At 63.1% G+C, this 11,349-nt stretch carries 13 protein-coding genes and 2 pseudogenes; 9 read left to right on the top strand and 6 right to left on the bottom strand.

Going from position 1 to position 11,349, the window contains the following annotated elements; genetic code table 11:
- Positions 1-701: zinc-binding dehydrogenase (locus Q7U29_RS16845; protein ID WP_304743369.1), on the top strand; the 701-nt coding region annotated here is incomplete at its 5' end.
- 148 nt (positions 702-849) lie between these two features.
- Entirely contained in the window at positions 850-1,929 is a 1,080-nt protein-coding gene (locus tag Q7U29_RS16840; protein WP_304743367.1) for an isocitrate/isopropylmalate dehydrogenase family protein, read from the top strand.
- Positions 1,930-2,224: 295 nt separating this feature from the next.
- Here Q7U29_RS16840 and Q7U29_RS16835 read toward each other — a convergent pair whose 3' ends face one another.
- From Q7U29_RS16835 to Q7U29_RS16825, 3 genes are read right to left on the bottom strand one after another with little or no spacing between them, the layout of a single operon-like run.
- A complete protein-coding gene (locus Q7U29_RS16835) occupies positions 2,225-2,692 on the bottom strand; it encodes a helix-turn-helix transcriptional regulator (RefSeq protein ID WP_304743366.1) in 468 nt (155 codons plus the stop codon).
- Complete coding sequence (locus tag Q7U29_RS16830) at positions 2,679-3,014, bottom strand: hypothetical protein (protein WP_304743364.1); 336 nt, start codon at positions 3,012-3,014, stop codon at positions 2,679-2,681. Before Q7U29_RS16830 ends, Q7U29_RS16835 begins: the two co-directional genes overlap by 14 nt.
- Before the next feature lie 50 nt (positions 3,015-3,064).
- Positions 3,065-3,886 carry an enoyl-CoA hydratase gene (locus Q7U29_RS16825; protein WP_304743363.1) on the bottom strand — a complete coding sequence of 274 codons (822 nt, stop codon included), beginning with the start codon at positions 3,884-3,886 and terminating at the stop codon, positions 3,065-3,067.
- Between the two features lie 227 nt (positions 3,887-4,113).
- Here Q7U29_RS16825 and Q7U29_RS16820 point away from each other — a divergent pair, with 227 nt between their 5' ends.
- Positions 4,114-5,091 carry a tripartite tricarboxylate transporter substrate binding protein gene (locus Q7U29_RS16820; RefSeq protein ID WP_304743361.1) on the top strand — a complete coding sequence of 326 codons (978 nt, stop codon included), beginning with the start codon at positions 4,114-4,116 and terminating at the stop codon, positions 5,089-5,091.
- Between the two features lie 211 nt (positions 5,092-5,302).
- Here Q7U29_RS16820 and Q7U29_RS16815 read toward each other — a convergent pair whose 3' ends face one another.
- A complete protein-coding gene (locus Q7U29_RS16815) occupies positions 5,303-5,698 on the bottom strand; it encodes a helix-turn-helix domain-containing protein (protein ID WP_304743359.1) in 396 nt (131 codons plus the stop codon).
- Positions 5,695-6,753 (bottom strand): LysR family transcriptional regulator, encoded by a 1,059-nt coding sequence (locus Q7U29_RS16810; protein ID WP_304743358.1) that lies wholly within the window; start codon positions 6,751-6,753, stop codon positions 5,695-5,697. The genes Q7U29_RS16815 and Q7U29_RS16810 overlap by 4 nt, the downstream gene beginning before the upstream one ends.
- Before the next feature lie 238 nt (positions 6,754-6,991).
- Here Q7U29_RS16810 and Q7U29_RS16805 point away from each other — a divergent pair, with 238 nt between their 5' ends.
- The 6 genes and pseudogenes from Q7U29_RS16805 to Q7U29_RS16780 all read left to right on the top strand — a co-directional run bounded on the left by Q7U29_RS16805 (position 6,992) and on the right by Q7U29_RS16780 (position 10,837).
- Positions 6,992-7,534 (top strand): cysteine hydrolase family protein, encoded by a 543-nt coding sequence (locus Q7U29_RS16805; RefSeq protein ID WP_304743356.1) that lies wholly within the window; start codon positions 6,992-6,994, stop codon positions 7,532-7,534.
- Positions 7,527-7,799, top strand: coding sequence for a hypothetical protein (locus tag Q7U29_RS16800; protein ID WP_304743355.1), 273 nt, complete (start codon positions 7,527-7,529; stop codon positions 7,797-7,799). Before Q7U29_RS16805 ends, Q7U29_RS16800 begins: the two co-directional genes overlap by 8 nt.
- A gap of 174 nt (positions 7,800-7,973) precedes the next feature.
- The gene (locus Q7U29_RS16795; protein ID WP_304743353.1) at positions 7,974-8,387 is read left to right on the top strand and encodes a DUF3830 family protein; all 414 of its coding nucleotides are present in this window, start codon (positions 7,974-7,976) and stop codon (positions 8,385-8,387) included.
- Between the two features lie 2 nt (positions 8,388-8,389).
- Positions 8,390-9,210 (top strand): annotated as a pseudogene (gene puuE, locus Q7U29_RS16790) (allantoinase PuuE); the annotation flags it as partial.
- A pseudogene (locus Q7U29_RS16785) lies at positions 9,185-9,649 on the top strand (M20/M25/M40 family metallo-hydrolase); the annotation flags it as partial. The pseudogenes puuE and Q7U29_RS16785, both read left to right, overlap by 26 nt.
- A gap of 453 nt (positions 9,650-10,102) precedes the next feature.
- A complete protein-coding gene (locus Q7U29_RS16780) occupies positions 10,103-10,837 on the top strand; it encodes a cytochrome c biogenesis CcdA family protein (RefSeq protein WP_304743352.1) in 735 nt (244 codons plus the stop codon).
- Positions 10,838-10,968: 131 nt separating this feature from the next.
- Here the strand turns inward: Q7U29_RS16780 and Q7U29_RS16775 are convergent, their stop codons facing one another.
- A complete protein-coding gene (locus Q7U29_RS16775) occupies positions 10,969-11,271 on the bottom strand; it encodes a copper-binding protein (RefSeq protein WP_304743350.1) in 303 nt (100 codons plus the stop codon).
- Positions 11,272-11,349 lie beyond the last annotated feature (78 nt).

The following is an 11,349-nucleotide window of genomic DNA, read 5'->3' as shown; positions in this document are numbered from 1 at the left end:
TCAAGCCGAACGCAATCGGCGTCTATTGCGACGGCGGCTATGCCGACCACATGACGGTGCCGCACCCGAAATACCTGATCAATCTGAACGGTCTCGATCCCATCACCGCGGCGCCCTATGCCTGCTCCGGCGTGACCACCTGCAGCGCGCTGAAGAAGGTCGAGAAGGATTTCAGCACGCCGATCGTGATCTTCGGCGCCGGCGGGCTCGGCCTGATGGCGCTGTCGCTGCTGAAGGCGATGGGCGGCAAGGGCGCCATCGTCGTCGATATCGATGCGCGCAAGCGCGAAGCAGCCATGGCGGCGGGCGCGCTCGCCGCCGTCGATGGCAAGGCCCCCGACGCGCTGGAGCAATTGACAAAGGCAGCCGGCGGCCCGATCCGCGCCGTGATCGATCTGGTTGGCAATGCCGCGACCGCGCAACTCGGCTTCGACTGTCTTTCCAAGGGCGGCAAGCTCGTGATCGTCGGCCTGTTCGGCGGCGGCGCGCCATGGGCGCTGCCGCTGATCCCGATCAAGGCGATCACCATCCAGGGCAGCTATGTCGGCAATCTGCGCGAGACCAAGGAACTGCTCGATCTGGTGCGCAACATGAAGATCCCGCCGATCCCGGTGACGACGATGCCGCTGGCCCAGGCCAACCAGGCGCTGCTCGATCTGCAGAAGGGGAAACTGGTCGGCCGCGCGGTGCTGACGCCGTAGGTTTTCCACCTTCGTCACTTCCGTCATTGCGAGGAGCTCTTGCGACGAAGCAATCCATCTTTCTTCGCGTTGCCACATGGATTGCTTCGCTGCGCTCGCAATGACGTTGTTAGTTGATTGCCCGCTTCTTTCATCAAGGAAACTCCCCATGTCCGCCAACAATGCCCTCCACATCGCCGTGCTCGGCGGCGACGGAATTGGCCCCGAGGTGATGGCGCCGGCGCTGGAAGTGCTACGCAAGATCGAGGCGACCACCGAGTTGAAATTCCGCTTCACCGAGGCGCCGGCCGGCGCCAACCATTATCGCGAGACCGGCAAGTCGATGCCGGAAAGCACGATCCGGCTATGCGACGAGGCCGACGCCGTCCTGCTCGGCGCCTGCGGTCTGCCGTCGGTGCGCTACCCCGATAACACCGAGATCGCGCCGCAGATCGAACTGCGCGTTCACTTCGATCTCTATGCCGGGGTGCGGCCGGCACGGCTCATTCCGGGCGTGCCGAGCCCGATCGTCGGCGCCGATGCGCGCGGCATCGATCTGATCGTTGTCAGGGAATCCACCGAGGGCCTGTTCGCCTCGATGGGCAAGGGCGTCGTCACCGACAGCGAGGCGCGCGAGACGCTGGTGATCACCCGAAAAACCTCGGAACGATTGTTCGAATTCTCCTTCCGTCTCGCCGAACGCCGCAAGGCGCGCGGCAAGCCCGGTCAGCTGGCCTGCGTCGACAAGGCCAATGTGTTCAAGGCGTTTGCCTTCTTCCGCGGGATTTTTGACGAGGCCGCCAGGAAGCACCCCGGGGTCAGGGCGGATCACATGTATATCGATGCCTGCTCGGCGCTGCTGGTGAAGCGGCCCTGGGATTTCGACGTGCTGGTGACGGAGAACATGTTCGGCGACATTCTCTCCGACCTCACCGCCGGCCTGATCGGCGGCATGGGCATGGCGCCGTCGGCCGACATCGGTGATAAACACGCCGTGTTCCAGCCCTGTCACGGCACCGCGCCCGACATCATGGGGCAGGGCAAGGCCAATCCTACCGGCATGATCCTCTCCACCGCGATGATGCTGGACTGGCTCGCCGACAAGCACGGCATCGAAGGCGCCGCGGAAGCCGGCGAATGCATCGAGCGCGCGGTCGACAAGGTCTATGCGGACGGCATCAAGCCGATGGAATTCGGCGGCAACAACGGCACCGCGGATATCGCGAAGGCGGTGATCGCGGCGTTGTAGGCGGGGCGGCGTCAAGAGCTTGCCCGTCTGCCTGATCCCACCACAGCTCGTCATACCCCGCGAAAGCGGGGTGCCCAGTACGCCGCGGCCTTTCGGTTCAATCGCTACCGTCTCTGGAATACTGGATCACCCGCTTTCGCGGGTGACGACAGTTTTGGGTGGCGAGACCGTCATTGCGAGGAGCACTCTTGTCCGCCGAAGCCCGCCTTCGGGCGAAGGCGGATGCGACGAAGCAATCCAGCTTCCTTGCTTGCTGCAAGCTGGATTGCTTCGCTGCGCTCGCAATGACGGTAGATTACTTCAGCAACGCGATCAGCTGGCTGCGTTTGCTGACGCCGAGGCGCTCGTAGATGGCGCGGAAATGGTTGCCGACGGTGTGGTCGGAAATCGCCAGCCGCCGGGCGATTTCCTTGTCGGACATTCCGGTGACGGCGAGGTCGACCATTTCACGCTGTCGGTCGGTCAGCGCGGTCAGATCGATCGGCGATTTCGCGGCCTGTTTGGTTCGCAGAAACAGCGTGTGCAGCACCGGGGCGATCAGGTCGAGCGCCGCCAGGGTTCGCTTCGGCCATTCGCGCGGCACGCCTGAAAAGCTGAGATAGGTTCCGGCATTGGCAAAGGGATCGATGACGCCGTGGGCGGCTACGACGCCGAGCGCGAAGCGGCCGATCTCCTCGAGCTCGAGCCGGGTGGCGGTGATCGGGACGCCGGCTTCATCGAGGGCGCCGTCCTTGTCGAGGATGAAGGCCTTACGGTTGGACACCCACCACGCGCGATTTCAGATCGAATTTGCTTTCGAGGCCGGCGAGGAAATCCGGGGCATGCCCGCTCGATACCAGCGAGCGCATCTGGATGCGGCCGCCCGACAGGTTGCCGTAGGCGCCGAGGAATTTTTCGAACGGGAAGAAGTTTCGCAGCGGTCCTTCGGTCCACGCCAGCACTTCGGTTTCGGTCACCGATGCCGCCGGGAGTGCGCGCAGCGCCTCGATCCAGACCTGGAGATCCAGATCGGGACTGGGCGGGGCGGCGTGGTCCTTCCCGGTTTTGCGTGGCGCGACCGCTTTCTTCTTTGATGGACGACGCAATTGGTACTCCACGCGGTCGGACAAGTCCGCCTGTTTTCCGGCCGTTCGATTTACCGTCCCTTGAACTGCGGCTTCCGCTTCTCCATGAACGCCTGCCGGCCCTCGCGGAAATCTTCCGAATCCATGCAGGTCGTGCCGATGTTCCTGATCGCGTCCATGTCGCGGTGGCTCTCGTCCTTCAGCACCTGCGCGATGGTGATCTTGGCGGCCTGAATGGCGAGCGGCGCGTTTCCTGAGATGGTGCGGGCAATTTCCAAAGTCGCGTCCCACAGTTCGAGGTCCGCCACGACGCGATCGACCAGTCCGATCCGTACCGCTTCCGCGGAATCGATCCGCATGCCCGTGTACATCAACAGCCGTGCCCAGGACGGACCCACCAGCGACACCAGGTGCTTCAATCCGTCATAGCCATAGGCGATGCCGAGCCTGGCGGCGGGAATGCCGAACTGGCTGTAGTCGGAGGCGATGCGGATATCGGCCAGCATCGCCACCTGCATGCCGCCGCCGAGGCAGAAGCCGCGGATGCAGGCGATAGTCGGCTTTGGATAATCCGCCAGCAGCGCGCGCTGCGCGGCGCTCTTCCTGGAATATTGCTCCGACGCCTCGGCGTTGTGCCGGGTCTTCTCGAACTGGCTGATATCCGCACCCGAAACAAAAGCCTTGTCGCCGGCACCGACCATGATCACGACGCGCACATCGGGATCGTCGCGCAGTTCGACCAGCGCATGGCCGAGCCCTTCCCACATGTCGAGCGACATGGCGTTGCGCTTTTGCGGGTTGTTGAAGGTGATGACGCCGATGCCATCGGCCACGCTTTGCAGGATTTTGCCGTCGGCGAAGGATTTTTCTGATTTTTGCGGGATGTCCAGCATGGTGTGCGCTTTCGTGAAGGGATCAGGAGGCCGCGGGATTGAAGCACTGCTTCGATGCCGCGGCAATGAAGGTGAGCCAGCGCATGGCTGTGAACTGAAGCCAGCCCGGCTGCAGGGGTAACGGAATGGGATATCAACGAAATGCTCGCGAAAGTTGTATTGAGATGTCGCATGAGCGGCTATGCTGTTCCGCAACAGCGATGGAGATAATGCGCTGGGAGGAAACCATGGGATTGACGCGCCGGGAAGCGATGGCCGGATGCGGGGCAGCCTTGCTGACGGGATTGCCGGCCTTTGCGCAGGCGGCCTATCCCAGCCAGAGCATCAAGATGATCGTGCCCTATCCCGCGGGTGGCACCACCGATCTTCTCGGCCGCCTGGTCGCCGATCAGCTGAGAAGCGGGCTTGGCGCGCATGTCAGTGTCGAGAACAAGCCCGGCGCCGCCACCGCCGTCGGCGCGGAGCATGTGGCGCGGTCTGCGCCGGATGGCCATACCTTGCTGATGGCGACCTCGACCACGCTGGCCATCAACAAGACGCTCAACAGGAAGTTACCTTACGATCCGGTCAAGGACTTTACCCCGATTGCGCTGGTGGCCGGCGTGCCGTTCGCGCTGATCGTCAACCCGCAGATGCCGGCGAAGACGCTGTCCGCCTTCATCGCCTACGCCAAATCGAAGCCGGGACTGGCCTATGGTTCGGCCGGCAATGGCAGTCCGCAGCATCTCGGCGCCGAGATGCTGAAGGCGGCGACGGGGATCAAACTCCGCCACGTGCCGTATCGCGGCAGCGTGACCGCGATGCAGGACATGATCGCGGGGCACATTGCCTTCGTGATGATGGATTTGCAGCCTGCGCTGAAGCCGATTCGGGAGGGCAAGGTGAGGTGCCTCGGCGTCGCCACGTCAAAGCGGGTCGCCGCCGCGCCCGAGATTCCGACGTTGGCTGAAGCGGGCCTGCCCGGCTTCGAACTGGTGGCGTGGCAGGGCGTAGTCGGGCCCGCCGGCCTGCGGCGCGATATCGCCGACCAGCTGGCGGCGCAGATCGGAAAACTGCTTGCCGATCCAGCAACGCGCGACAAATTGACGACGCTGGCGCTGGAGCCGCTGCCCGGCTCAACGCCGGAAAGTTTTGCAGCTTACGTCAAGACCGAGGTCGATCGCTGGGCCGTGATCGTCAGGAATTCGGGCGCCACGCTGGAATGACGAGACGTCATGCCACAGCTGGCGCTGCTCGCACGAGGCGCGATGGTGCCTTGATATCGAACAGCCCAATGCCGCCGTTTTCTACGGCGGTGGGCTCGTCCTGTCGCGCCCGGACCGGCTATGGCCCGGCGAGAGATACCGCGAGCCAACCGTTTGCACTGCGATCCCGGGCCGCGAACCACGGGTTCGCGCCGGGATTGATTTGCAGCGCTCAGTCTTCGTTCGCGGCGATCGATTCCATCAAGGACACCAGCTGACGCTGAACGGTCTGGTCCTTGATCTTGCTGTAGGCGCGCAACAGCCTCAGGCTGAACGCGCTGTCGAGGAACAGCAGGCTCTCGACTTCGCGCGCCTTGCCGTCGCCGTCATAGAAGAACGTCACGGGCACATCGAGCGCGGTGGCGATTGCCTGAAGACGGGCAGCGCCGACGCGGTTGACGCCCTTCTCGTACTTCTGCACCTGCTGGAAGCTGACGCCGAGTTTGTCGCCGAGCTCCGCCTGCGAGATCTTCTGCTCAACGCGCCGAAGCCGGATCCGCTTGCCCAATTCAATGTCGGGTTTCCCGGCACTGCGTTGCTTCATTTTCTTCGCTGCTGCTTTCATCATTCTGCCTTTTGTCGTCCGTCGGTCGAGAAGCCCCCGAACAGATGGGTCAGGGATTCACCCATATATACCGCTTTAAATTCGCGTGGATGGACGAATTCGTCCTTGAACCACGGGAATCTTGCGGGATTGAAAGCCTCCACCAGCCAGTCGATCATGTGCCGTACCCGGGGGATACGGCCACTACCGGCATGATAGGAAAGCCAAATGTCGAACGGCCGGCTCAATGGAATTTCGAGCGGCACGATCTTACCGCCGAGCGCCCAGCCGTAGGTTGGAAATACGCCGATGCCAGCGCCGTTGGCGACGGCCCAGTAATGCGCGCTGCTGACGTTGGTTTTCATCACCAGCAAATCGCGTTGAGAATATCCCGGAAACAGACTGTCGAACGTTTCCTTGGCGGCGATCTCATCGGCGACCTGCATCACCAGCCGGTGCTTGACGAGTTCTGCCGTCGTTTTCGGCGCGCCGAAAGTCTCGATGTATTTCTCGCTGGCGAAGAACATCATGTGCATGCGGCCGAGCCGCACCAGCTTGACGTCGAGCGCCGCGGGTCGCGACAGATGGATCGCAACGTCGGCCTCATGCCGCGACACGTCGGCAGAGCGCATCGCGCAGTGCAGGTCGACCATGATGTTCGGGAACGATTGCTGGAATTCGACGAGGCGGGGCGCCAGCCAGAATGTCCCCAGGCCCTCGGTAACGGCTACCCGGACTTCGCCGGACAGCGTATTGGTGACGGAATTGCTGGCGCGCAGCAGGTCGAACGAAGCCGCCTCCATGCGTTCCACCGCCGACACCACCTGCGAGCCTTCGTCGGTCAGCCTGGTGCCGTGGACGTCGCGGGTGAACAGGGTGGCGCCGATCTGCCGCTCGAAATCGTCGATGCGGCGGCGCACGCCGTTGATGGACAGGTCCAGCCGCTCCGCGGCGGACCTGAAACTGCCGCAGCGGACCACTTCCAGGAAAACCCTGGCGGCGTCCCAGTCCGTGAGACTGCCGATGGCGACCTTCTGGCGTTCCTCCTGAGGAACGCCCCTTTCCACTACCAGACGCATACAGATTCCTTTCTGCCCGCTAAACTTGGCAGAATATCGTGAAAACTACAACCATTGCGGGTCCAGGGGCTGGGGATTCCGAGGGTTATACTTACCCTGTGGCTGAGCCTGCAGGCCGCCCCCGGCACATTGGGATACCACCCGGTAACCGTTCCGGGCTCGAGAGGGGCGCCAAGTGACGTCAGTTGTAAGCCTTCGGAGTTTCGCGAATTCCTCCAGCGTCCCGATCGTCGTGTTCGTGGACATGCAGCAGGAATATGTGGCGAAGCCGCGGCTGCTGGCGATTTCCCAGATCGACCGCGCGCTGGATAATTGCCGCAGGGTGCTGGACCATTCGCGCCAGATCGGGCTGCCGGTGGCCTTCATCCGGATGCTCAACGAGTCCGCCTTCTTCGACCGGGCAACCCCGTTCGTGCGCTGGATCGAGGGTTTCGAGCCCACCCGCAACGAAATGGTATTCGAACGGGCGAGCCCGTCGTGTTATTCTTCCCAATCGTTCACCGCGTTGGTGAACCAAAGCCGTGGCGGCATCGTGCTGGTCGGGTTTGCAGGCGAGTCGGCCTGCCTGTCGACCATGATCGATGGCTTCCATCGTAACCACAAGGTCGCCTATCTCAGCGATGCATCGGCCAGTCATGCCCTCCACGACATGTCCGCGGACGACGTTCAGCGGGCCGTATCGAGAATATCTGCGCTTTATGGAGACGTCTATGAAACCGCCGACTGGATCGCCTCCACTTTACCTCGCAAGCTCGGTAACGGAAGAAACGCTGGTGGCTAATTCAGAAGAACGACTGCAGTCGATCCTCGCAACCCTCGAGCAGTGCCGGGCGGCCCTGGTCAAGGAAGCTCGCCCGGAGACCGCCAAGCTTGTTTCGCTGGCCGTTCTCGACCTCCGGATCGACATCGGCCAGCTCCCGGATTCGGACCTGAAGGCGCTGTGCGATGCGATGACGCCGCCGGAGCGGGGGCCTGCGGGACGGTCGAACGATCCGAACTCGCCACGGGGCCCGCGAAAGCGCGCCGTGCTGAAGCTGGTCAAGTAGCGCCGCGGGTTCGGCGATAGCGGGATTGCTTGCTGGATGGGCGGCTCATCCGATCCGGCCGGTGAGCTTTTTCCGCAAATCCAATTACCGCAAATCCAGTGACAAAAATGATCTTGCTTGATCGCGCGGCGGCTGCAATCTGGTCCTCAAATTGAGGAACAGGGAAGCATCTGGATGAGCCAACTCATTGTCCGCGTGGGCGACTTCACGTTCGACGCACGTTTCGAAGACCAGCTGGCGCCCAAGACCTGTTCCGCCTTCCGCACCGCGATGCCGTTCGAGAGTCAGGCGGTTCACGTCCGCTGGAGCGGCGAGGCGGTCTGGCTGCCGCTCGGCGATTTCGACTTCGGCGTCGGCTATGAGAACCACACCAGCTATCCCGCACCAGGCCAGATCATCCTTTATCCCGGCGGCATCAGCGAGACCGAAATTCTGCTGGCCTATGGCGGGGTGCACTTCGCCAGCAAGATGGGCCAGCTCGCCGGCAACCACTTCATCACGCTGACCTCGCGGCTCGAGCGGCTGCCGGAACTCGGCAAGACCGTGCTCTACAAGGGGGCGCAGAAGGTCCGGTTCGAGGCGGCCTAGGAATGGCTGATACCCCTTATCCCCGGGATCTCCGCGGCTATGGCCGCAACCCGCCCGATCCGCAATGGCCCGATGGCGCGCGGATCGCGGTGCAGTTCGTGGTCAATTTCGAGGAGGGCGGCGAGAACAATATCCTGCACGGCGATCCCGCCTCGGAAGCCTTCCTGTCCGATGTGCTCCGCAGCCATGGCCGGGACAACGCCACGCCAACATCGAATCGATGTTCGAATACGGCTCGCGCGCCGGCTTCTGGCGGCTGTGGCGCGCCTTTACCGAACGCAACTGGCCTGCAACCGTGTTCGGAGTCGCAACCGCGCTGCAGCGCAATCCCGACATCGTCGCGGCGATGAACGAGGCCCGTTGGGATATCGCCAGCCACAGCCTGAAATGGGTCGAGCACCGCAATATGCCGGAGGCGGAGGAGCGGGCGACCGTTGCGGAGGCGATCCGCATTCACACCGAGGTGACCGGCGCGCGGCCGCTCGGCTGGTACACCGGACGGTCCTCGATCAACACGCTGCGGCTGGTGATGGAGGCCGGCGGCTTTCTGTATTCCAGCGATTCCTACGCCGACGATCTGCCCTACTGGGTCAGGGGCGCGTCCGGACCGCATCTCGTCATCCCCTACAGCCTCGATGCCAACGACATGCGTTTCGTCAATGCCCAGGGTTTCGGCGATGGTGATCAGTTCTTCAATTATCTGAAGGACAGCTTTGATGTGCTCTACGCCGAAGGCGCGACCTCGGCGAAAATGATGTCGGTGGGCCTGCATTGCCGGGTTGCCGGCCGGCCGGGCAGGGCTGGTCGGCACCGTCGGATATATCGATGCGAGGCCGGGCGCCACCAATGTCATCCCGGGGCAGGCGTCGTTCACCATCGATATCCGCGCGCCGTCAGATGCGCACCGCAAGCTCGCCGTCGCCGATATCGTCAGGCGAATCGAGAACATTGCCAAACGCCGCAAGCTGGCGCTGCAACTCGATGTCACCCACGAGAACCGCTCCGTGCCCTGTGCACCCTGGCTGCGGAACCAGTTGTCGGAAGCCGTCGCCGCGGAGGGATTTCGCACCTTCGAACTGCCGAGCGGGGCCGGCCATGACGGCATGGCGATGATCGACGTCGCCGACGTCGCGATGCTGTTCGTGCGCTGCCGCGGCGGCGTCAGCCATCATCCGGACGAGCATGTCGATCCCGATGACGCCGATGCCGGCGCCCGCGTGCTGCTGCGGCAGATCGAGAATTTCCGTCCGCGGCAGCCGTGAGCGGTAACGGCGACGCAAGGCGTTCAAAAAATCTCAAAAACAACCCCATGGACAGAAAGAAAGTCGAGCAATAACAACCTGTTGCTGGCGCCGCCGAATGCCCGATTCACCCTAACATGATACCTGTCAGCTTTGTCGTCGCCGGCAGGTGGTATTTCTGTCCCAGCCGCGATCAACTGTTTCCACAGTCGGACTGTAGGTTTCCGGAATCGATACCTCGCCGCACGCGGGAAAGCTGGCGCTGCGGAAGCACTCATCCGAGACGCCCATGCCAGGACCGATCCCCGGCAGCAGGGCTCACCGGGAGCTGAACGAAAAGTGAGCGGCAGAGCGGCTTTCGCAGGCTTGCAGCGGTCGCGGAGATGCTAGACCGCTGCGGGGAACCGCAGACAACGAACCGGGGCCCAGGCTGGAACTCCAATCCGGCCCAATAGCAATGATGGCAATGGCGGCATGATGCACGATGTCTCGATCCCCGCGGCGCTGCTTGCCGGTCTGGTCAGCTTTCTGTCGCCCTGCGTACTGCCGCTGGTGCCGCCCTATCTGATCTACCTCACCGGCGCGACCATCGAACATGTCGCCAACGACGAGACGGAAGCGACCTCCCGGCGCGCGGTGATGATCTCGGCCGGCATGTTCGTGCTCGGCTTTTCCACCGTGTTCGTGGCGCTCGGCGCCAGCGCCTCGTTGATCGGAAGCCTGATCCGCGCCTGGTCGGCGGAACTGTCAATCGTGGCGGGCATCGTCATCATCGTCATGGGCCTGCATTTCCTCGGGTTGACCCGGATCGGCTTCATGATGCGCGAGGGACGGTTGCCGATCCCGAAGCCGGTCGGCCTGTGGGGCGCCTATGCGATGGGGCTCGCCTTTGCGTTCGGCTGGACGCCCTGCATCGGCCCGATCCTGGCGGCCATCCTGTCGGTGGCCGCCGCCGAGGCCACGGTGGCCAAGGGTGCGATGCTGCTGGCGGTCTATTCCGCCGGGCTCGGGATTCCCTTCCTGATCGCGGCCTTCATGGTCGAACAATTCTCCGCGCTGTTTGCGCGGATGAAGCGCTACCTCGTCAATGTCGAGCGGGCGATGGGCGTGCTGCTGGTCGTCACCGGCATCGGCTTCCTGACCGGCGCGGTCACCAGCGTCAGCATCTGGCTGCTGGAGACGTTTCCGGCATTGCAGAATTTCGGCTAGGGCGTTTGCCGCCTTTGATCTCAGGCGTGCCCCGCGCGACACTATGGTCATGCAGATGGCGCGGCTCTGCTCATGAACACCGCGTTGTTCGCCCGGAGAATCCGGATCGGATGAGAGGTGGCCTGGAAAGACTAGCGCTTCTCGATTTTCGTAATGGTCTTCGTTCCGCCCGTTTCGCTGACGGAAAACGCGACCCTGTCGCCGGCATGCAAATTGGTCAGCATGCCGGCCTGTACCTTGAATTGCTCCGCCGTTCCGCCGGTATTCGCGCCAACCGTGGCGCTTTCAGTGCCCTTTTGCGCCCGTTGAATGGTGACGGTCCCGCTGAGCCGATTGACCATGGTGACCGTTCCCGTCAGCGCCTCCTGCGCCAGCGTCACCGAACCGATGAGCGTGAGCAGGGAACCCGCCAAAAACGTCTGTGTCAGCTTCATCGCGATCTCCCGGATTTCGAGCCTTCGGAGATAAGCTCCGAGGAGCGGATATTGTTCCCTGCCGGGCAAACCCTCAAT

This window comes from Bradyrhizobium sp. (genome assembly GCF_030654605.1).
Taxonomy (GTDB): domain Bacteria; phylum Pseudomonadota; class Alphaproteobacteria; order Rhizobiales; family Xanthobacteraceae; genus Bradyrhizobium.
This window is presented reverse-complemented; position numbering and strand designations above follow the sequence as displayed.